This window comes from Sphingomonas palmae, from assembly GCF_900109565.1.
GTDB lineage: Bacteria > Pseudomonadota > Alphaproteobacteria > Sphingomonadales > Sphingomonadaceae > Sphingomonas > Sphingomonas palmae.
Genome location: NZ_FNZZ01000006.1, coordinates 34,672 through 56,559 on the forward strand (window position 1 = coordinate 34,672; position 21,888 = coordinate 56,559).

16 protein-coding genes are annotated in these 21,888 nt (G+C 66.4%); 7 read left to right on the forward strand and 9 right to left on the reverse strand.

What is annotated here, in order from left to right; genetic code table 11:
* Positions 1-83: 83 nt before the first annotated feature.
* The 8 genes from BMW51_RS13610 to BMW51_RS13645 all read right to left on the reverse strand — a co-directional run bounded on the left by BMW51_RS13610 (position 84) and on the right by BMW51_RS13645 (position 13,101).
* Positions 84-2,318, reverse strand: coding sequence for a beta-glucosidase family protein (locus BMW51_RS13610; RefSeq protein WP_093007377.1), 2,235 nt, complete (start codon positions 2,316-2,318; stop codon positions 84-86).
* A 32-nt stretch (positions 2,319-2,350) separates the two neighbouring features.
* Positions 2,351-4,351, reverse strand: coding sequence for an alpha/beta hydrolase domain-containing protein (locus BMW51_RS13615; protein WP_093007379.1), 2,001 nt, complete (start codon positions 4,349-4,351; stop codon positions 2,351-2,353).
* Positions 4,351-4,668: an AtuA-related protein gene (locus tag BMW51_RS13620; protein WP_093007381.1), complete on the reverse strand. Its 318-nt coding sequence runs from the start codon at positions 4,666-4,668 to the stop codon at positions 4,351-4,353. The genes BMW51_RS13615 and BMW51_RS13620 overlap by 1 nt, the downstream gene beginning before the upstream one ends.
* Complete coding sequence (locus tag BMW51_RS13625) at positions 4,669-6,000, reverse strand: acyclic terpene utilization AtuA family protein (protein ID WP_093007383.1); 1,332 nt, start codon at positions 5,998-6,000, stop codon at positions 4,669-4,671.
* On the reverse strand, positions 5,997-7,301 hold the full coding sequence (locus BMW51_RS13630; RefSeq protein ID WP_093007385.1) for a CitMHS family transporter: 1,305 nt from the start codon (positions 7,299-7,301) through the stop codon (positions 5,997-5,999). Before BMW51_RS13630 ends, BMW51_RS13625 begins: the two co-directional genes overlap by 4 nt.
* Before the next feature lie 92 nt (positions 7,302-7,393).
* Positions 7,394-8,323 carry a LysR family transcriptional regulator gene (locus tag BMW51_RS13635; RefSeq protein ID WP_143051871.1) on the reverse strand — a complete coding sequence of 310 codons (930 nt, stop codon included), beginning with the start codon at positions 8,321-8,323 and terminating at the stop codon, positions 7,394-7,396.
* Between the two features lie 61 nt (positions 8,324-8,384).
* On the reverse strand, positions 8,385-10,070 hold the full coding sequence (locus BMW51_RS13640; protein WP_093007389.1) for a carboxylesterase/lipase family protein: 1,686 nt from the start codon (positions 10,068-10,070) through the stop codon (positions 8,385-8,387).
* 28 nt (positions 10,071-10,098) lie between these two features.
* Entirely contained in the window at positions 10,099-13,101 is a 3,003-nt protein-coding gene (locus BMW51_RS13645; RefSeq protein ID WP_143051872.1) for a TonB-dependent receptor plug domain-containing protein, read from the reverse strand.
* A gap of 402 nt (positions 13,102-13,503) precedes the next feature.
* Between BMW51_RS13645 and BMW51_RS13650 the strand changes: the two genes are divergently transcribed.
* Complete coding sequence (locus BMW51_RS13650) at positions 13,504-15,714, forward strand: beta-glucosidase (protein ID WP_245708539.1); 2,211 nt, start codon at positions 13,504-13,506, stop codon at positions 15,712-15,714.
* Between the two features lie 94 nt (positions 15,715-15,808).
* Here the strand turns inward: BMW51_RS13650 and BMW51_RS13655 are convergent, their stop codons facing one another.
* Positions 15,809-16,351: a hypothetical protein gene (locus BMW51_RS13655; RefSeq protein WP_143051873.1), complete on the reverse strand. Its 543-nt coding sequence runs from the start codon at positions 16,349-16,351 to the stop codon at positions 15,809-15,811.
* 303 nt (positions 16,352-16,654) lie between these two features.
* Here BMW51_RS13655 and BMW51_RS13660 point away from each other — a divergent pair, with 303 nt between their 5' ends.
* The 6 genes from BMW51_RS13660 to coxB all read left to right on the forward strand — a co-directional run bounded on the left by BMW51_RS13660 (position 16,655) and on the right by coxB (position 21,867).
* Entirely contained in the window at positions 16,655-16,951 is a 297-nt protein-coding gene (locus BMW51_RS13660) for a hypothetical protein (RefSeq protein ID WP_143051874.1), read from the forward strand.
* Positions 16,952-16,974: 23 nt separating this feature from the next.
* Complete coding sequence (locus tag BMW51_RS13665; RefSeq protein WP_093007397.1) at positions 16,975-17,829, forward strand: cytochrome ubiquinol oxidase subunit II family protein; 855 nt, start codon at positions 16,975-16,977, stop codon at positions 17,827-17,829.
* A 4-nt stretch (positions 17,830-17,833) separates the two neighbouring features.
* The gene (locus BMW51_RS13670; RefSeq protein WP_245708542.1) at positions 17,834-19,924 is read left to right on the forward strand and encodes a cbb3-type cytochrome c oxidase subunit I; all 2,091 of its coding nucleotides are present in this window, start codon (positions 17,834-17,836) and stop codon (positions 19,922-19,924) included.
* A complete protein-coding gene (locus tag BMW51_RS13675) occupies positions 19,921-20,547 on the forward strand; it encodes a cytochrome c oxidase subunit 3 (RefSeq protein WP_093007401.1) in 627 nt (208 codons plus the stop codon). The genes BMW51_RS13670 and BMW51_RS13675 overlap by 4 nt, the downstream gene beginning before the upstream one ends.
* Complete coding sequence (locus tag BMW51_RS13680; RefSeq protein WP_093007403.1) at positions 20,544-20,846, forward strand: cytochrome o ubiquinol oxidase subunit IV; 303 nt, start codon at positions 20,544-20,546, stop codon at positions 20,844-20,846. Before BMW51_RS13675 ends, BMW51_RS13680 begins: the two co-directional genes overlap by 4 nt.
* Positions 20,847-20,991: 145 nt before the next feature.
* Entirely contained in the window at positions 20,992-21,867 is an 876-nt protein-coding gene (gene coxB, locus BMW51_RS13685; RefSeq protein ID WP_245708545.1) for a cytochrome c oxidase subunit II, read from the forward strand.
* Positions 21,868-21,888 lie beyond the last annotated feature (21 nt).

Below are 21,888 nucleotides of genomic sequence, written 5' to 3' on the forward strand. Positions count from 1 at the left end.
AAATCCGCTCGCCTCGATAGGCCCAGCAGCCAGCCTTGGATCAACCGGTTTTTACATCGGCGCTGGGGACCAAGAACCTATCGCTACTTGCGCGTTGTCTGTCCGATAGGGGCGTCGTGCCAGCGACGCGCCGGCAATCGAAAGCTCACCGCTTCGCCCAGCTCTTCAGCTGACGACCCGCTCGCGAAGGAATAGCCCGCAGCCGGCATCGTCCAGCCATCACCCTGCCAGTCGGCGAGCAGGCGCGGATCGATCGCCATCGTGACCGTCTGCGACGCGCCGGGGGCGAGATCGACGCGGCGATAGCCGACCAGCCGCTGCGTCGCCTCGCTACCACGTTTGGTGAGATAGAGCTGCGCCACGGTGGCCCCGCTGCGCTGCCCGGTGTTGGTGACGGTCATCGCTGCGCTCAGGCCATTGATGCGCGGCGCACTGATCCCAAAACGAGTGTAGGACAAGCCGTGGCCGAACGGGAACAGCGCCTTGTACCCGCGCCGTGCGTTCCAGCGGTAGCCGAGGTCCGATCCTTCGATGTCGTAATCGGCGTCGAGCTTCATGTCGCCGTGTGGCGGATTGCCCGCGAAATCGGGTTCGAGTGCGTCGAAACCGTCGACCGACTTGCGCGGTAATTGGTCAATCGATGCCGGGAAAGTGACTGGCAGGTGGCCGGACGGATTGACCTTCCCGAACAATACCGCGGCGATCGCCTCGCCGCCGCGCGCGCCGGGGTACCACGCCTCTATCACCGCCGCGGTCCGGTCGAGCCACGGCATCAGCACGGGGCCGCCGGTTTCCAGCACCACGATCGTGTTCGGATTGGCCCGCGTCACCGCGTCAATCAGCGCATCCTGCCCGTTCGGCAAGCTCAGGTCGGGCTGGTCGAGCCCCTCGGTCGACCACTGCGTTGCGAAGACGATCGCGACATCGGCCTGCTTCGCCTGTGTCACCGCGTCGGCGATGTAGCGGCCATCGCGGAAGTGGAAGTCAGCTTGCGGCGCGAGCGCCTTCATCGCCTCGAGCGGGACCGAACGCTGGTAGGATTGCGAGAGAAAGGCGGAGAACGGATCGGTGCCGCCGAGCGGGATCGACAGCGCCGGTCCTGCCGCGCTCTGCACCTGGCTCGAACCCGCACCCGACAGAACGCCGGTGTTGGCATATCCGCCGATCACTGCGATCCGCTTCGCCGACGCCGCGAGCGGCAGCGCATTGCGTTCGTTGCGCAAGAGCACGATGCCCTGCTTCGCGACCTCTTCGGCGACCTGCGCGTTGGCGGTCGCATCGATCGCACCGCCGGCGCGCGCGGGGAAGCGGTCAAGCCCGTTGTCGTAGATCGCCCACAGGATGCGGCGGTTCATGTCGTCGAGCCGCGTCCGGTAGGCAGGGTTGCTAGCTGCGGCAGCGGCTAGCCTGTCGGCGAAGAACACCGCCTTGTCGAGCTGTGCACCCGATTGCTGGTCCAGCCCCTTCAACGCGGCATCGAGGCTCGGCACCGCGCCCCAGTCGGACATGACGAAGCCCTTGTAGCCCCAGTCCTGCTTGAGCACGCGGTTGAGCAGCCACTCGCTCGCGCACGCCTGTTCGCCGTTGACCTGATTATAGGCGCACATGACCGAGCCGGGGTTGCCGATCTCCATGCCGATGCGAAACGCGAGCAGGTCACTCTCGCGCGCGGCGGCTTCGGAAATCTTCGAGTTGACGAACTTTCGCCCGGTCTCCTGACCGTTGAGCGCGAAATGCTTGATCGTCGAGATGATGTGGTTCGACTGGATGCCGCGGATCGCGTGCCCGGCGAGCGTCCCGGCGAGCAGCGGGTCCTCGCCCAGATACTCGAAATTGCGGCCGTTGCGCGGATCGCGAAGCAGGTTCACGCCGCCCGCCAGCAGCACGTTGAACCCCTTCGCGCGGGCCTCGCCGCCGATCATGCGCCCGCCCTGCTCGATCAGCGCGTCGTTCCAGGTCGATGCCATTGCGAGACCGGAGGGAAGGGCGGTCGCGCCATCCTTGCGAATGCCGCCGACCCAGGCGACGCCCAGGCTCGCATCGGTTTCGCGCAGCGATGGCACGCTCAGCCGCGGAATACCCGCGACATAGCCCGCGCCGGCGATCGCATCGGCGGGTAGCTTGGGTGGGTTTGGGCCGAACGGCAGCGGCATGATGCCGTGGGTGAGGATCGTCTTCTCCTCCGTCCGCATCTTCGCCAGCGTCGCCTCGGCGCGCGCGCCCGCCTGATCGGCGGGCGGCGCCTCACGCGCGGTGGCGGCATCGGCGACGAGCACCAGAGCGAGCGCGGAGCAAAGCGACAGCGTGTGACGGATCATGTGGTTCTCCCGGTTTGGTGTGTGTGGTCGGCTCATCGGAGCACGTTGCTCTGCTCGGCTTGCTTCACCAGCCGTTCGGCGTCGGGGGCGAGCAGCCAGCCGTGTTGCACCTGTTCGGCGGCAACACGGCGGACCTGCGCAACGAAGCCGGCGTGGTCGCGGTAGCGCGCCTCCAGCGAGGGGCGCGGGTCCCCCGACGAACGCCGTTCCGCTTCGGTGCGGGTAAAGGGGATGAACCCGCCGACGAAGCCGCAGCCGCCACCGGCACCATAACCGCGTGCCTGCACGTTCCAGCCGGTATAGCTGCCCAGCGGTACCAGCATCTGCACCGATGGCACGCCGCCGACCTCGTTGCCGTCGCGGTCGACGCGGGGGACGAGGGAGGGGATCACCTGCCGGATCGCCGGCGGCTGTCGTGCGATCACGCCCGACAGGTCATTGTAGCGAAAGCCGGGGCCGAAATCGTAATCGAGGAAGGCGTTCAGCTTGCCGTCGGGCAGCGGTTCACCCGGAATGCGCGGCCAGTTCATCGCCGCGGCCGTCGGCTCGACCAGCTCGCCCCGCGCCAGCGTGGGATAGCGGCTGGCGGGCGGTTCCTTGCCGCGCGCGACCCACTCCGCGAGCGCCTTTAGCAGCGCGCGGCGTGTGTCCGCGGACGGATTGGGGTTCCATGCCATCAGGCACGCCGGGGCGCCGGCGGGCGGTTTCTCGCCTCCCGGCGGGAAGCCGCCGACGGACGATCCGCCGTGCGTCGTGCCGGGAAAATAGTAGCGGCGTACCTCAGGCGGCAACGGCAGGTCCGCGCGCGCGTCGGTGCCGACCAGATTGGGCGACATGCGCAGGCCCCAGAACTCGGCCGAGCCGAAGGTTTCCATGATCCGCGGACACGTGTTGTCGACGCGGCAACGATCGAGCAGGCTCGACACACCGCGGCCACGCGCGCGGTCGTCGTAGCGCGACCACCACAAAGCACCTTCGCTGCCGGGCTCGAACAATCCCGCGGCACCCCCGGGTACGCCGAAGCGGATGTTGAGCGGCACCTGGCGCGCGGCGATGTTGGGATTGGCGCCGTCGAACACACGCCGCCCGTCTTCGCTCGCATTGAAGCCGAGCGCGATCAGGCTGCGTGTGAAATTGCCCGATTGCGACGTGCCGGTGATGATCGGCCAGCGCACCAGCCCCGCCACCGGGTTGAGCATTCCCGCATCGTCGCGCGCAACGTAGCGCAGGAATGCATTCAGATCGCGCACCGCCGCGAACCCCAATCCCAGCACCTTCGGATCGCGGCCCCGATAGGTGAGCGTATAGGCGGTGGCAGGTTTGAAGCCGCCGCGCAGGCAGAGCTGCGTCGGGTCGGGACGGCCCGGAAACGGGCGGTCACGGCAGTCGGCGAAGGCCCAGTCGCGTGCGGCCACCGGCACCAGCGCAGCATGATCGCTCGCCTGGTGGAACAGTTGCGCGCGGTGGGTGTCGGGCGTGACGGGTAGGGGCCGCGCGGTCGGGCGCCCGATGCTGCCGGTGATTGCAACGCTGCGCGTGCCGGCGGGCACGTCGGTGAAGCGCTGGAGCACCGGGCCGGTCAGCGGTCCGTCCTGACCGCGTGCGACCGGCACCTCCAGCGTCTGCGCGCCGGGTTGCGGGGCGAGGTCACCCTGCCATCCGCTCACCACACGGATCGCGCCGTCCGGGTCCGCCGCGACGCTGCCGTTGCCGCGATTGGGCACGTCGTACCACAGGAAGCCGTTCGTTCGTGTAAGGTCGGCGGGAACCGCGATCGCGAAGGTGGCGCGATAGGCGACACGGCCGTTGGCGAGCCGCGGTGCACTGCTGAGATCGGTGATGATAAGATTACGTGCGTCGGCGGGATTAACCTCGCCGTCGTAATGGCCGCGCATGACGCGATAGGCGGGAGCACCCGGACGGGCCGGGGCCACGTCCTCCTGGCTGGTGACGAGAAGGCGCGTCAGCCGTGCATTGGCGACGCTCGCGCTACTGGCAGCCAGCAGGAGGAAGGCGAGCTGCTTGCGCGTCATCACGCGGGCTCTTCCTCGCCGATCGGGAGGTCGAGCAGGTGCGCGCCGATGGTCTTGCCGTGCGCATCGAGCGCGAGCGATCGGGTCACGCCACCCGCGAGCGCTCCGTCGAGCACGAAGTTGAGTGCGCCGAGCTCCGGCAATTCGTAGCGCGTCGCCTGCCTGATCGGCAGATGCCCCAGATGTCGCGCGACACGCACCTCCGTCACCTCGCGGGCGAGCAAGGCGAAGTCGGCCGGATCATAAGCGATCACCGAAATCTGCGAGGTTTCACCCTTGTCGCCGGTGCGCACGTGCGCCACGTCACCCAGCAGCATCTACGCCTCCACCATCGTCACGCGCGGGCGGACCACATCGTCGGGAATCAGCGTGGAGGCGATCGCCACCACCGGGCGCACGCTGCGCACCACGCCGCCGCCGCCGAAGGGGCCATTGGTATAGAGCGCTTCGACCTCCATGCCCGCCAAGTCTGCGGCCTGTTCGGTTGCGGCGCGCGCGGCGACACGCAACCGCACTTCGCGCGCTGCATGGTCGTCGCGCGATCGATCGAGCAGGTCGGCACCGATCAGATCGACACGCAGCTCGTCGTGCTGCGCGCCGATCAGATGCAGCCGCTCGCGCACGATCTCACCCGCCAGCCGCGCGCGCTCGGCGGCGCGGGGGCCGGCGTAGGAAATCTGTCCTTCGCCGATGAAGCCGTCGTCGTGGCCGATCGACACCTTGAGCTTGCCCGTACGCGCAAGGCCGGTTCCGCCATCGACCGCGATCCGATCGGGCGCGAGCTCCCGAAAACGAACGCGGCGGAAGTCGGCGACCACGTCGGCCTGATGGTAAGCGCCGGGATCGAGGATTTCGTACAATAACTGTTCCTTGCACCCGGCGAGCGTCAGGCGCCCGCCGGACCCTGCGACCTTGGTCAGCACCGCGCTTCCGTCCGCTGCCACCTCCGCGATCGGGAAGCCGAGCCGGGCCAGGTCCGGGACGTGCTTGCGCGGCGGGTCGGCGAAATAGCCGCCGGTCAATTGCCCGGCGCATTCGAGCAGATGGCCGAGCAACGTGCCACGGCCCGCCATCTCGGGATCGTCGAGCGACCAACCGAACGCGTGCGCCACTGGCCCGAGGAACAACGCGGGGTCGCCGACCCGTCCGGTAATCACGACATCGGCCCCTTGCGCGAGCGCATCCATGATGGGTGCGGCACCCAGATAGGCGTTAGCGGAAATGACGCCGGCCAGGTCTCCGGTGCGACCCGCGCGGTCGATTAGCGGCAGATCGTGAGTGACGATATAGTCTAGCACATCGTCGCCGGTGACGGCCGCGACGTTCAGCCGGGTGATCCCCATGTCACGTGCGAGCGCTGCGACGGCGGTTGCGGCTGCTATGGGATTTGCCGCGCCCGCGTTGGTGACGATCCGCACGCCGCGCGCACGCGCCGCCGACAGGACGCGACGCATCCGGTTCAGCAGCAGCGGGTCATAGCCTGAGGTTGCGTCGGCGCGGCGCGCGGCCTGCGCCAGCGCAATGGTACGCTCGGCCAGGCACTCGAACACGAGGAAGTCGAGGTCGCCGTGCTCGACCAGTTCGATCGCGGGTTCAATCCGGTCGCCGGCGAAGCCCGCGCCGGCGCCGATGCGGATGGTGCGGTTCACAGCGGGATCGTTCCGAGCAGCAGGGCGGCGGCGAGCATCACGAGGCTCGCGGCGAACAGCCAGGGAATGGAGAAGCGCTGGTGTGCGCCGAGTTCGACGCCGCTCAGCCCGGCCACCAGGAAGGTCGCCGGCGTCAGCGGGCTGACCGGAAAGCCGGTCGTCATCTGCCCCAGCAGCGCCGCGCGCGCGACCGCAATCCCCGACGTTCCGAAAGCGTCGGACACGTGCGCGATCACGGGCAGCACGCCGAAGTAGAATGAATCGGGATCGAACACGAGGCTGAGCGGCATCGCCACCACGCCAACGAGGGCCGGCAGGTGCTGTCCGAGCGGAGCCGGAACGTGCGTCGCGCCGGTCTGCGCCATCGCGCCGATCATCCCCGATCCGTTCATGATGCCGGTGAACGCACCGGCGGCGAGGAGGATGGTGGCCATCAGCAGCGCCGCGCGGGCGTGCGCGTCGACGCGGGCGCGCTGCGCCATTGCATCGGGATAATTCAGTACCAGCGCGATTGCGGTGCCGACCATGAACACGATCGCGGGCTCGACGACGCCGGCGATCATCACGCCGACCACCAACATCGTCAGCGCGACGTTCAGGGGAAAGAGGCGGGGGCGGTGGAGCGTTCGATCATCGTCGGCGGTGTTTGGAATGGCTGCATCGCCCTGCACGGTCGGGCGTGGACTCCCGGCGGCGATGCGTCGTTCCTCGCGTTTGCCGAGCCACCAGGCGGCTGCGAAGACGAACACAAGCCCAGTCGCCTGCACCGGGATCATCGGCGTGAACAGGTCGGTCATCGGAACCTTCAGCGCGGCGGACGCGCGCAGCGTCGGGCCGGTCCACGGCAGGAAGTTGACGCCTGCCGCCAGAGAGGCCGTGCAGGCGAGCACGCGGCGATCCATGCCGAGCCGATCGTAGAGCGGACGCAGCGCCGGAATCGTGACGAGGAAGCAGACCGCGCCTGACCCGTCGAGGTGGATCAGCAGCGCGAGCGCGGCGGTGCCGAGCGTGATCCGGCTCGGTCGCTCGCCCACCAGGCGCAGCACCAGCGCGACCAGTGGTGCGAGCAGCCCGGCATCGGTCATGATGCCGAAGAACAGGATCGCGAAGACGAACATGGCCGCGACCGGCGCGATCTTGGACAAGCCGGCGGCGACGTAGCCGGGCACGTCCGCGCTTTGCCCGGCGATCACGGCAGCCGCCACGGGAACCAGGATCAACGCGGCGAGGGGCGAGATGCGGTTCGAGAGGATGAGCAGCAACAGCAACAGAATCGCCGATGCGCCGATGAGTGCGAGCATGATCCTCCCCGACCCGGCTGTTGCCGGTCGTCCGACAAATTGCGGGCGGCGACGCTATTCAGCAATTAGAAAATTCTGATCGATCGATCAGTTTATGCGATCGCGGTGCAGGTGTGCTGATGCGCGAGGAAGTGGAGCCGGAACGCCTTCACCGCGGGGGCGAGGGTGCGATTGACGGGGTGCGCGATGCCGATCGTCCGCTCGATCACCGGCGCCTCGAGCCGCCGCGCCGCGAGCGCCCCCATGTGCAGCATGCCCAGACACGAGCGTGGCAGCGCGGTGATGCCGAGCCCAGCCTCGATCATCGCGCCGACCGTCGCCAGCTGGGTGCATTCGTACAAGGGGCGCACCGCGACATCCGCCTTGCTCATCGCGGCGTCGGTCAGGTCGCGCACGCTGCTGCGCGCTGCCATCGCAATGAATGGATGGTCGACGAATATGTCCCAGCGTGCCGGCGCGGGAACGTCGAGCGCGCTGCCCGCGGGTACGATCAGGTCGAGCCGATCGTCGAACAAGGGCGCGAAATGAAAGTCGCTGCTGGGCGGTGGCGTGGTGACCGCCAGATCGACCTGCCGGTCCTGCATCTGCTGGTACAAGGTGCCGGACAGGTGATCGCGCACGATCACCTCGACCTGTGGGTGCGCAGCCAGGAACGTTGCCATGACACGCGGCAGCGCACCCGCCGCGACCGACGGCAGGGCACCGATGACGACGCGCCCGCGCTGCCCGGCGAAATTCTGCGCCAGTTCGGTGAAAGCATGGTCGAAGTCGGCTGTCAGCCGTTCGACGATCGGCAGCAACGCCTCTCCCGCGCTGGTCAGGCGGACGTTGCGGCTGTCGCGGTCGAACAATCGCGTGCCGAGCTGTTCCTCGAGCAGCCGGATCGTGCGGCTGAGCGCCGGTTGCGAGACGTTGGTGAGCCGCCCGGTCTCGCTGAAGCTGCGGTTGTACGCGACCTGCATGAACAGGCGCAGGCTGGACATGCTGGGCGAGCGGCGCATCGGCGGGAGGGTGGCGGGCACGAACGACGTGGTCAATCCGTCCTGTGCCGCTTGCCGGCGACACAGGACGAGATCGTCTGGTCTACTTGCCCGCCGCGGTGTCGGTCACCGGCACCTTGGCGAGATCGGCGTCGATCGCGCGCAGCTTCTGATCGGTGAGCGCGGGCAGATAGGACTGCAGCGCCTCGAGCGTCACGCCGCGCGCCATGCCGATCTGCGGGCTGGCGAGCACGTCGGGGATCTGTCGCTGGAGCACCGCCTTCGCGCCCGGATTGTCGAGCAGCGTGCCGAGCGTGGTGGTGAGCGTGTTGTAGCGACCCGAGGCGGTCGCCGCCGCCAGCCGCGCCTTGCCCGCTTCGATGTCCGCGCCCCAGGGATCGCGCTGTGCCACCGCACGGCCGTCGGCGGTAAAGTCCATGATCTGGTCGCCGGCGCGCGTGTAGCGCGGCCACTCGGGCAGGCTGCCGCCGTTCGGATCACTCGTCTTCGCGAAATTCACGACGTAGCGGCTGATCGTGTCGCCGACCTGATTGTCGCGCGGCGTGGTCTTGTCGCCGTACTTGATCGCCTGCGTGTCGAAGAAGAACGGGATGTCGGTGGCGTGCTGCGCGCCCGGCTGCCCGACCGAGTCCGCGACGTAGGAGAAGCGATACTCCCACACCGGCACGCCCTTGTCGGCGATGGCGGCCGACGCGTCGCGCGCGCCCGCGATCATGAAGCCCGACTTGCCGCCCATGTCGGCGCTGGTCGCACCGATGATCGTCGGCACGCGCGCAAAATTGCCGCTGCTGTACGCGTCGCCCAGGTTCACCACGACCTTGCCATCGACGAACGGGCCGGTGTTGGTGGGTGGCCCGGCCTTGGGACGGAACATCTGCATCATGCTGAGGCCGTCGGTCACGTCTTCGGCGCTGAGCGCGCGCAGCTTCGCCAGCGCATCGGGCGCGGCGGGATCGATATTCTTCGACCGCGCAAAGGCGGCGCCGACCTGCTCGACATCGGCGAGCGTCTTCTTATCCGATTGGCCGTTGCCGCCCGACATCACGAAGGCCTTGTTGAACAGCCCGCGCGCGAGCGGCGAAGTGTTGAGCATGTGCACCGACATGCCGCCCGCGCTCTCGCCGATGATGGTGACGTTGTTCGGATCACCGCCGAACGCGGCGGCATTGCGCTGCACCCACTTGAGCGCGGCGATCTGGTCCATGACACCGTAATTGCCGAGCATGCCGTTGTCGGCGTTCGCCTTGGTCAGCTGCGGAAGTGCGAAGGTGCCGAAGCGCCCGACGCGGTAATTGAAGCTGACGAACATGACGCCCTGCTTGGCGAGGTTCGCGCCCGAGTAGGTCGGGGGCGAGGCGCCGCCGTTGACGAAGCCGCCGCCATAGATCCACACGATGATCGGCAGCTTGGCGTTCGCGCCCGCGCTCGCCGGTTTCCACACGTTGGCATACAGGCAATCCTCCGCGGGTGTGGTGCCGAGCGGGGCGGCGTCGCTGGGGAAGGGCACCTGCATGCAGTCGTGCGAATAGGCGGTCGCGTCGCGCACGCCGGTCCAGGCGGCGGCGGGCTGGGGCGCGCGCCAGCGGAGCTGCCCGACCGGAGGAGCGGCGAAGGGGATGCCCTTCCAGCTGGCGACGCCGTTTTCGACGCTGCCGCGCACTTGGCCGCGGTCGGTCTTGACGACGGGCGCGCCGGCTTGCGCAATCGCGACAACGGGCGTGGCGAGGGCGGCGACGGCCGCCAGCACCGCGAAAGGTGACTTGGTCATGGGATGAAACTCCGTTGAAGGCTGCGCGTCAGAAGGCTTTGGTTAGCTGGAACGTCACGATACGCCCGAGAATGTTGGCGTTGGAAGGGTCATACGCGCCGTAATTCGCCCCGGCCTGCGTCAGCACGAGCGGCGGGTCCTCGTTGGTGATGTTCTGGAAATTGGCGCTCAGCCGCACGCCGCCCAGCACGCCGCTGGTACGCGGGACCGAGTAGGTGATGCCGATGTCGAGCGTCTTCCACGACGGCACCTTGGTCTGGTCACGCCCCGTGATCGGGATCGTGTTGGTGTACGATCCCGTGTAGTTCAGGAACGCGTTGACGCCGAGCCCGCCCAAGTTCCAGCTCAACTGCCCGCGTCCGCGCAGGCTGACCGGGTAGTAATAGGTGTCGAGCACGTTGACCGTCGCGCCGCCGGGTACCTGTTGCAGCGTCTGGTTCAGGATCTTGGTCACGCTGGCGCCGATGTTCCAGCGACCGAAGCCGGTCTCGAACTGATAGAAGGTCTGGAAGTCGAGTCCGTCCTGAAAGGTCGTGGCGGCATTGGCGTTGCGCGCATCGAGGATCACGCCGACCGTGCAGGCGCTGAGGACCGGCGTGTTGTAGAGCGCGGGATTGGCGGCGATGAAATTGGCGAGACGCGGGTCATAGGTTGCCGGGTTGCCGTTGACGCAGTTCGCCGGGTTGCTGACCGGTTGAATGTACTGGCTGTAAAGCGCCGCATTGGCCGGATTGGACAGGAACAGCCCGACATTCTGCCCGACGATCTGGTTCGAATAATGCGTGTTGTAATAGGTGCCGGAGAAGCGGAACCCGCTGCCCGCCGGCTTGACGTCGAAGCCCGCCGACCAGGTCGTGGCCGTCTCCGGACGCAGGTCGCGATTCGCACCGAGCAGGATGTAGGTGCTGCTGAACCCAGGATAGAGCAGTGCGATATCCTGCCGCCCCGAATTGTTCGCGAATGGCAGGCCGATCACCGCGGACGAGTAATTGTTCGGGTTGGTGTCGGTCAGCGCGGGTGCGCGGAACGAGGTGCCCCATGATCCGCGGATCGACAGGAAGTCGTTGACGGTCCAGGTCGCGCCGAACTTCGGATTGGTGGTGCCGCCGAAGTCGGAATAATCGTCGTAACGGACCGCGGCGTCGAGGTTCAGCTCCTGGATCAGCGGCACGTTCATGTCACTGCCGACGATCGGCACGAACAGTTCGGCGAACACGCTCGCGGTGCTGCGCTGCGTGGTGCTATCGTTGGTGATCGCGAAGTTGTTGTTGGTGCGATCGTTCTCGAACGCGTTGTTGCTGCCGTTGCGTAGATGCTGTCGATTGTAGGCGAGCTCGCCGCCGAATGCGGTGCGCACCTCGCCGCCGGGCAGCGAGAACAGTGGTCCGTCGAGCTTCACCACCGAATCGACGAAGGTGTTGTACGAGTATTGCGTGTTGGTGCCGAGGAAGGTCGCGTACTGCTCGGAGGAGAGCGGCGCGTTGCCGTAAGGATTGATGCGGCCCGCGGTGATCTGCGCGGCGAGGGCCGCACCGTTCGCGTTGTTGTCGAAATTGCAGATGCCGCAGGTCGAATCGTGCGCGTAGGTGAAGTAGGTATCGATGTTCCAGCGGTTGGGTAGATGCCCGGTCATGCCGCCGGTCACGCTGACCGTCTCGGTCGGGTTCTTCGTCACCGACGGCCCACCGAAAAAGGTGATCGGATCGACCGCGACCGTCTGCGCCAGCGCGCCGCCGCAGTCCGCGTTGGCGGCCGATGCCGAAGCCGGCGCGCCGTTGATGTAATACGGACTGCCCTGGCAGACGAGCACGTTGTTGCCGACGCGCGAATTACCGTAGCTCCGGCTCGACGTCTCGCGCTTGGTGTAGAAGGACTCGAGGTACAGCGACAGCGTCGGCGTCAGGTCCTGGTTGATGAATACCGCAGCCTGATCGCGCTTCTGTCGGCCGACGAAGTCGGTGAAATCAGACTGATCGACCAGATTCGCGCCGGGCGTGAGCTGTGCGAAGGTGGTGCCGGGCGCGGCGTTCGTCGGAATGGTATAGTAAGCGTAGGGAACGCCGTTGCCGCCGGTGACGAGCGTCGGCGTCGACACGCCCAGTGTCGCGTTGTTGGCACGCGAGTCGACACCGCCGAGCGGGGTCAGGTCGCGGCGCAGGAACTTCGAGCGTCCGCTGGTGAAAGGGTCGCGGTCCTCGTGATCGTAGGTGACGATGATGTTGCCGGTGTCCCAGCTCTTGCCTGCGGTGACCGAGACCCCCCACACGTTGTTGTAACGGTTGAACGTGTCGCGGCCCGACACCTCCAGCCCGTCGAACTTCTTGCGCAGGACGTAATTAATCACGCCCGAGATCGCGTCGGAGCCGTAGATTGCCGAATTGCCGTCGCTCACCACCTCGATCCGTTCGAGTGCGGCGACCGGGATCTGGATCGATTCGGTAAAGGTGCTGGCGGCGCCGCTCGGCACGACGCGGCGGCCGTCGACCAGAGTCAGCGTCGCGGAGGTGCCGAGCCCGCGCAGGTTGATCGCGGTGCCCTGCGTCGAGTTGCCGCCGTACCCCGCAGTGCCACCCTGGCGATAGACCGGACCTGAGCCGCCCGAGTTCGGATTGTTCTGCACCTGCGGGATCGTCTGCAGCACGTCGTTGACGTTGGTGTAACCGGTCGCCAGCACCTGCGAGCGGTCGATCGCCAGCGTCTGCGATCCCACCGGCTTGACGCCCGAAATGTTGGTGCCGGTGACGATGATGTCCTGCCCCGCGCCCGCGTCGTCCGTCGCTTGGGCGGCTTCCGGCTCGGACGCGGGCTGCTCGATGGTCGTGACCTGCGCGCCGGCGGGTGCGTCGGCGGTCTGCGCGTTGGTGGGGATCGGCGGTGCGACCGGCTCGTCGGTGGTCGACTGCGCGGGCGTGGCGGGCGAGGCGGCACCGCCCTGCGCTGGCGCCTGCGCCGACGCTACGGAGACGTGGGCGGCGATGGCGAGTGCCAGCGTGCTCGAGCCCAGATGAATGACGCGCTTTGTCGGCTTCACGAATATCCTCCCCATCGGCGCCGCGTTCCCGCGCGGCTTGTCGCGCCTCCTCGTGCGTTCGTGAAATCGCTGGCTGTTTGGCAGCGTCAGCGATGGCCGGCGGCGTTCAAGGAGACCGTTGTTGATTGATGTGCCGCAAGCCCGACCAACAAAAAAATAGAATTTGGCGATCGACCTATTCGGAAACACTATCGATCTCGGAGTGGCATTGATGCCGCAAGCTGATCGGTCGATAACAATTCGAAGTTTGACGCGATTGATGCGATGCTCATTATCGCTGCAACGATCGCGTGCATGATAGCGGCCGGCCGATTGCCGCGCTGCCACGCGCGAGCATGCACATGTGGGGGAGGTATTATCTTGCGTAACCAGTCACAAAGGCTCGCTCGCGCTACATTGCTGGTGGCGACCCTGTTCACCACGCTGCCGCTCGCCGGTGCTGCGGCGCAGGCGCCTGCAAACCGGAACATGCCAGCCGGCGCGCGTCCGTGGATGAACGCGTCGCTGCCCGCTGACCGCCGCGTCGCGCTGCTGCTGCCGCAGATGACGCGCGCGGAGAAACGCGTGCTGGTGCAGGGGTTCTTCGCCACCGACTTCCCGCCCAAGCAGTTCACCGCGCCAGCGGAGGCGCGCAATGGGTCGGCGGGCTACGTTCCCGGCGTTCCGCGGCTCGGCATCCCGCCGCAGTGGCAGGCGGATGCGGGCATCGGCGTCGCCAGCCAGGGCGGCGCGCCACGCAAGCGCGAGCGCACCGCGCTGCCCTCCAACCTCGCAATCGCGGCGACGTGGGACCGCGCGGTCGCCGAACGCGGTGGCACGATGATCGGCGCGGAAGCGCGCGCGTCCGGCTTCAACGTGCTGCTGGCCGGCGGCGTCAACCTGGCGCGCGAGCCGCGCAACGGGCGCAACTTCGAATATGGCGGCGAAGACCCGCTGCTCGCGGGCACGATGGTCGGCGCGCAGATCGCGGGCATCCAGTCGAACCATGTCGTCTCCACGATCAAGCACTACGCCATCAACGATCAGGAAACCGATCGCAACGCGGGTAACTCGATCATCGACCCCGCGCAGGCGCGCATGTCCGACCTGCTCGCGTTCCAGTTCGCGATCGAGCGTGCCGATCCGGGCTCGGTCATGTGTTCGTACAACCGGGTCAACGGCCCCTTCGCGTGCGAGAACCCGTGGCTGCTGAACGAGGTGCTACGGCGCGACTGGAACTGGCCGGGTTATGTCATGTCCGACTGGGGCGCGGTTCATTCCACCGCGCCCGCGATTACCGCCGGTCTCGACCAGCAATCGGGCTATCCGTTCGACAAGGAACCGTATCTCGGCGCTGACCTAGACAAGGCGCTGATGGACGGCACCGTCAAGCAGGCCCAGCTTGACCAGATGGCCGGGCGCATCCTGCACACGATGTTCGCCAAGGGGCTGTTCGATCATCCGATCGAGGCTGCGCCATTCGACCTGCCCGACGCGACGCTCGCCGCGCACGCCGATGTGACCCGGCAGGCAGCGGAAGCGAGCATGGTGCTGCTGCGCAACGAAGGCGCGATCCTGCCGTTGTCGCGCGCGGCCAGGCGGATCGTCGTGATCGGCGGGCACGCCGACAAGGGCGTACTGGCAGGCGGCGGTTCCTCCTTGGTCTACCCCAAGGGCGGAAACGCGGTGCCAGGCTTGCAGCCGACGTTCTGGCCGGGGCCGATCATGTATTATCCGTCATCGCCGATGGAGGCGATCAGGCGGCAGGCGCCGGATGCTCAGGTGACGTTCGTCGATGGCAGCGATTCAGCCGCTGCGGCCACTGCTGCACGAGACGCCGATGTCGCCATCGTGTTCGCGACGCAATGGGCGGGCGAGGCGTTCGATGTGCCGCTTGAACTCGGGAACAACCAGAATGGGCTGATCGACGCCGTTGCCGCGGCAAACCCGCGCACTGTTGTGGTGTTGGAAAGCGGCGGCGCGGTGCTGACGCCGTGGCGCAACAAGGTCGCAGGGTTGGTCGCGGCGTGGTTTCCCGGAACCGCGGGCGGCGAGGCGATCGCCAACGTGCTGTTCGGGCGCTTCAATCCCTCGGGCCATCTGCCGGTGACCTTCCCCGACGCCGTCGCGCAGCTGCCGCACCCGGGTGAGCCGGCGAAGGGAGACGTGACCTATAGCGAGGGTGCGACGGTCGGGTACAAATGGTTCGAGCAGAAGGGGCAGAAGCCCGCTTACGCGTTCGGACACGGCCTGTCGTACACCAGCTTCGCGATGAACGGGCTGCGCGCGACGCGGGCCGGGCAGGGCGTGCGCGCCGACTTCACCGTCCGCAACACGGGCAAGGTGGCTGGGAAAGCGGTGCCGCAGGTCTATGTCGCGGGGAACGGGTGGGAAGCACCCAAGCGGCTCGGCGGGTTCGCGTCCGTGATGCTCGCGCCGGGTCAAACGCGGCAGGTGAGCGTCGCGATCGACCCGCGTCTGTTCGCAACCTTCAACGAGGCAGCGCGAAACTGGACCATCGCCCCCGGAACCTACCAGGTCATGCTGGGACATGCCTCCGACCAGATCGACCAGACCGCAACCGTCACGCTGCCGAAGCTGGAGCTGCCGGCGGGATGGCGGCCGGCGTCCTGAGCAGCTGTCGACCCAGCCACCTTGCTCAACGCTGCCGTAATTTGGCAGCGTTGAAGCCGGTCTTGATCGCCGCAACAGCCTTTATCGATCTTTCCTAGAACTGTCGCTGGCTGCCGTCATAGGGTTGGCACTCGCCCTGGAACGTGTTCATCGAGCCGGAGATCGAGATCGTTCCGGCGTAACGATCGATCTCGAACACGGGCGCGTAGAGGAAGCCGAGATCGATCTTTCCGGTGATCGTCGCGTCCGTCGTCGCCAGCTTCTTGACCGGGCGCCAGCCACCGACGCCGACCTGGGACAACATCGGCTCGGGCGGCAGAGCCTCGGCAACGGCATCGCGGATGCGAAAGCGTAGGGCTCCACCGAACGGCTCATCCACGCTCTGGCTGCGCGTTCGCTTGCGTCCTTCCTTGTCGCGGCCGTCCGGCACTTTCTGCGTCGTGTGCAGCGTGCCGCGCCCCGTACAGATCAGGTCGAGCGAGAGCGGCGCATTGCTGACCGGCGCCGGAGCTTGCTGAGCCATCGCTGGTGTAACGATCGAGGCGAGGACGCCGATGAAGAGCCGTATAGACATCAGGTATGTAGCCCCACGTGTTTCTTTTTTACCAGCTATTGGCTGCGAGTGCGGCGTGATCAACGCCGATCTCGGCGCTTAGATTTACAATTTCGATACATCGATTGTCGAGAGATCCCGTTGGCCACTTAGCAATATGGACATAGTGTCGGTGCTTTCGATGGTCCTTGTTTAAGATATAGGCAAGGCTTCTACCTTATCGAGATAGTTCTGCTCGCATGTAAGACGACTATCGCTTGTTCAGATATTTGCCTATCTGAAGGTAAGACGAGCCCGCCACGGTGGCATAGTCGATGAGTGTACGCTGGTGCACCGTCATCGCCCGTCGGCTGACACGACGCAGGTCTTCGCAGCCAGGCTCGGTAAATGGGCGAGGGTCGCACTACGCAACAGCGCGCGCGGCGGACTCGACACGCGATTATGTTCTACAATGGTTCGGCCGAGAATCCTGCCAGGGCTGTCGGCCAAGTTGCGTTCGCACCTGATCGCACACGCGTCGACGTGCGATTGCGCGAGCCGTTGATATCGCCGCAGAACGACGTAGACGGTTCACGGGATATCGCCTTCTCGGCCTCGCTGGCTGACAACAAGGGAACGCTGTGGCTGTACGACGCGCGCGACGACCGCGAACTCCGCCGCGCCACGATCCGACGCGTTCGTTGAAGGGCGTTCGATCGGCCGCAGCGATGCTTGCGCTCGCCATTCTGAACGGCTGTGCCGCGCTCGACCACGGCATCCTGAATGCGCAAGGGCCGGTCGCGAGCCACGAGCGCCATCTGCTGCTGCTGGTGTCGGGCATCCTGTTGTTCGTCTGGGTGCCGGTCGTGATCCTGGTTCCGCTGATCGCGTGGCATTATCGGCGATCGAACACCAATGACGCTTATCGGCCCAAATGGGCGTTCTCCTGGACGCTCGAAGGTTTCATTTGGATACCGCCGATCGGCATCGTCGTGCTTCTTGCGATCCTCCTGTGGCCGGCGACGCAGCGCGACGATCCTTACACACGCCGGGCCGGGCAGGGCGAGCCGGTCCGTGTTCAGGCGATCGCGCTGAATTGGAAATGGGTGTTCATCTACCCCGGTGAGGGTGTCGCGACCGTCAACCAGCTGGCGGTGCCCGCCGGCCGGCCCATCCATGTCTCGCTGACCAGCGGCACCGTGATGCAGTCGCTGCTGCTGCCGCAACTGGCGGGGCAGGTGTACGCAATGGCGGGCATGCGCACGCGGATGAATTTTGCGGTCGACCGGCCGGGTATCTTTCGCGGCGAGAACACGCAGTTCAGCGGCGAGAAGTTCGCGCAGCAGAAGTTTCCGGTCATCAGCATGACCGGTCCGGCATACGCCGCGTGGCTGGCGCGTGCCCGAGGGACAGGGCGGCCGCTAGATCAGCGCGCCTGGGCTGCCTTGTCGCGGCAGAATACGACCGGTCCACAGACCTTTTCCGCGGTGCCGCCAAAGTTCTTCGACCACGTCATCGCTGCGACGGGCGGTGCTTCTCACCCCCACGCCGGCCACCGTTCTGCCATGCGAAAGGCGTCCTGAGCTCGTGCAGACCGCTTATTCTCCGATCTGGCCCGCCGTACTCGGCCGTTTCACTTGGCACGACCTGCCGTTCGTCCGCGCGTGGGAGAACCCGAATGCGAGCGAGATCATCGGTGCCGGCGCCGCCTCGCTCGTCATCATCGGTTTCGTCATTACCGTCGCGCTGCTGACCCGCTATCGACGCTGGGGCACGCTGGTGGAATGGGTGACGAGCCTCGATCATAAGAAAATCGGCATCATGTACGTCGCCATCGCGCTGGTGATGCTGTCGCGCGCGGTGGTGGAAGCGGTGCTGATGCGGATGCAGCAGGCCGCAGCGATCGGCGATCCCGGCTTCCTCTCGTCCGACCATTTCTCGCAGCTGTTCTCGACCCACGGCTCGATCATGGTGTTCTTCATGGCGATGCCGTTCCTGACCGGCGTGATCAACTACGTGATGCCGCTGCAGATCGGGGCTCGCGACATGGCCTTTCCCTGGGCCAACTCGGTCGCGCTGTCGCTGACGGGCGGCGGCGCGATCCTGATGATGGTGAGCCTGGTCGTCGGCCGCTTCTCGACTGGCGGGTGGAGCGGCTATCCGCCGTATACCGGGCTTGCTTTCAGTCCGGACGTCGGGCCGGATTACTGGATATGGGCGGTGACGCTCGGCTCGATCGGATCGACGCTCGGCGGCATCAACATCGCCTGCACCATCTTCAAGCTGCGTGCGCCGGGCATGACCTACATGCGTATGCCGATGTTCTGCTGGACGAGCCTGTGCACCAGCATCCTGATGATTTTCGCCATGCCGCCGCTGACCGTCGCGACCGCGCTTCTCGCGCTAGACCGCTATTTGGGCTTTCACTTCTTCACCAACGACCTTGGCGGCAACATGATGAACTATGCCAACCTGTTCTGGCTGTTCGGTCATCCCGAGGTCTACATCCTGATCCTGCCCGCGTTCGGCATCTATTCCGAGGTTGTCTCCACCTTCTCGTCGAAGGAGCTATACGGCTACGTCTCGCTGGTGCTGGCGACGATGGCGATTGCGGTGCTGAGCTTCACCGTGTGGGTGCACCATTTCTTCACGATGGGGCAGTCGGCGAACATCAACACGGTGTTCGGCATCGCGACGATGACGATCGGCGTACCGACAGGGGTAAAAATTTACGACTGGATCTGGACCATGTTCCGCGGCGAGGTGCGCTTCAGCGTGCCGATGCTCTACTCGCTGGCGTTCATGGTGACGTTCGTCATCGGCGGCTTTACCGGCATCATCCTCGCGATCCCGCCGCTCGACTACGTGTTCCACAACACGCTGTTCCTGGTCGCGCACTTCCACAACATGCTGATCCCGGGCCTGCTCTACGGCCTGCTCGCGGGCTATACCTACTGGTTTCCCAAGGCGTTCGGCGTCCGGCTGAACGAGCGCTGGGGACGCATTGCTTTCGCCTGCTGGGTGATCGGCTTCTACCTCGCCTTCATGCCGCTCTACGTGCTGGGCGCGAGCGGGATGGCGCGACGGACCAGCGAAATTTTCGAGCCCGATTTCCGCCCGTGGCTCTACGTCGCCGGTGCCGGCGCGCTCGTTATCCTGTGCGCGCTCGCCTCGCTGGTGGTGCAGCTGGTGGTCAGCATCCGCGAACGCGACGCGAACCGCGTTTTCGCGGGCGATCCGTGGGATGGACGCAGTCTCGAATGGTCGACCTCCTCTCCACCGCCCGAATATAATTTCGCGGTGATCCCGCACGTGGACGGCCGAGACCCTTTCTACGACGGCAAGCGCGACAACGGTCACTATCGCCGACACGCGCATTACGACGCGATCAGCGTACCGCGAAACAGTGTCACCAGCCTGTCGATCGGCGTGGCCGGTTTGGGTGCGGCGTTCGGGCTCGTCTGGCACATGTGGTGGCTCGCGATCATCGCCGTGTTGGGGATCGTTGCCGCTCTGATCCTGCGCAGCTTCGTGCGCGACACGCACCGCACCATCCCCGCGGCGGAGGTCGCCGAAACTGAGCATCGCTGGCACGACGCGCTGAACGCGGCGACACCGATCGGGCGCGACGTGGAATTCACGCCGCGAAATCAGGGACTGGCGGAGACAGCGGCATGAGCGAGCCGTCGCTGCAGCACGCCGGCATCAACATGGGCGGGACCGAGAACCGGCCCGACGCCAACGCAGAGAGCGGCATCTTCGGCTTCTGGATCTTCCTGATGAGCGACGCCGTGATCTTCGCGCTGCTGTTCGCGATCTACGGCACCGCACTCGCCGCGACCGCGGGCGGTCCGACGCCTGCACGCGAGTTCAAGCTCGACAGCGCGCTCGCCGAGACGCTGCTGCTGCTCACCAGCAGCCTGACGATCGGCCTGACCGTGCTGGCGATGAAGTATGACGAGACAAGGCGCGCGGTGTTGGCGTGGATGGGCCTGACCTTCGTGCTCGGCATCGCGTTTCTGGCGCTGGAGGGGCACGATTTGGCGACCATGTTCGCCGACGGCGCCTATCCGACGCGCAGCGCGTTCCTGTCGGCGTTCTTCGCACTCGTGCCGCTTCACGGGATTCACGTGCTGGCAGGCTGCGTCTGGATGCTGGTCATGGCAGCACAGATCGGCGCCTACGGCTTCGACGCGCGCGTGCGGATCAACGTGCTGCGCCTCAGTTTGTTCTGGCATTTCCTCGACGTGATCTGGATCGCGATCCTGAGCGTCGTCTACCTGCAGGCGCATCTGCCATGAACGACCGCCGGCGCGAGACGCTGACCTATCTGACCGGCTTCATGCTAGCGCTCGCGCTGACGCTTGCCGCCTTCGCCGCAGTGCACTGGCCGGTCGCGTCTGCGGGCACTACGCTCGCGATCATTCTCGGGCTCGGTCTGGTGCAGGTGGTCGTGCAGTTCCGCTGTTTTCTTCACATCAGCCTCGCTAGGTCGTCCCGCGACGACCTGTTGCTGGTGCTGTTCTCGACCCTGATCGTGACGCTGATGGTGTCAGGGACGCTCGTCATCCTGTTCAACCTGCGCGAGCGGATGATGTGACGGCAGACGCGCTCTCGATCCGTTTCGGCGTGTAACGTTCTGTTGCGCGGCCACTGGCCGCTTGCATCAATGGCGATTTACGGGTCGAAACGGCCATATGTCGCGCCAGTCCGCCTTTTCGACCTTCGGTAGCGAAGCTGCGAGCATGCGTGACCTGACGCTGCTGATGACGGCGGGCGGCGTGCTGATCTTCGTGATTGTCGCTGCCCTGTTCACGATCGCGATTCGATCGCGGCAGGGCGCAATCGGGCATCGCGGCGGGATGCGGCTTGTCCTGTGGGCAGGCGCGATCGTGCCGACAGTGGTGCTCGCGGCGCTGTTGATCGGCACCTTGCCGGCGATGCGCCCGATGAAGGCCGACGATCGTGCACTGGTGGTCGACGTGTCGGGCGAGCAATTCTGGTGGCGCGTCGGCTACCGCGCGGCTGACGGCGGCGCATTCGCTGCGGCGAACGAGGTGCGTATTCCGGTCGGCCGTACGGTCGACTTTCGCCTGAGTGCGGGCGACGTGATCCACAGTTTCTGGATACCCGGGCTGGCGGGCAAGGTCGACATGATCCCCGGCCGCACCAACCGGCTGGTGGCGCGCGCCACGAGGGCAGGGCGCTACCGCGGGCAGTGCGCAGAATTCTGCGGGTTGAGCCACGCGTTGATGGCGTTCGACGTGGTCGCGATGGAGCCGGCCGCGTTCGATCGCTGGCTCACCGAGCAACGCCGTCCGCCGCCCACGCCGGCCACGCTCGTGGCGCAACGCGGCGCGCGCATGTTCGCCGACAACGGCTGCGGCGGCTGCCACGCGGTCGCGGGCACGCCAGCCACTGGCAGGATCGGACCCGATTTCTCGCACATCGCCGGTCGCGCGACGCTGGGCGCAGGCATCATGCCGATGAGCACCGCCAATCTCGTCCGCTTCATTCGCAACGCACCGGCGGTGAAGCCCGGCGCGCGCATGCCGCGCTACACGCATCTCGCGCCCGCCGACGCATTGGCGATCGCGCGCTATCTGGAAACGCTGAAATGATTTCTCGCGCGGGAACGCCGG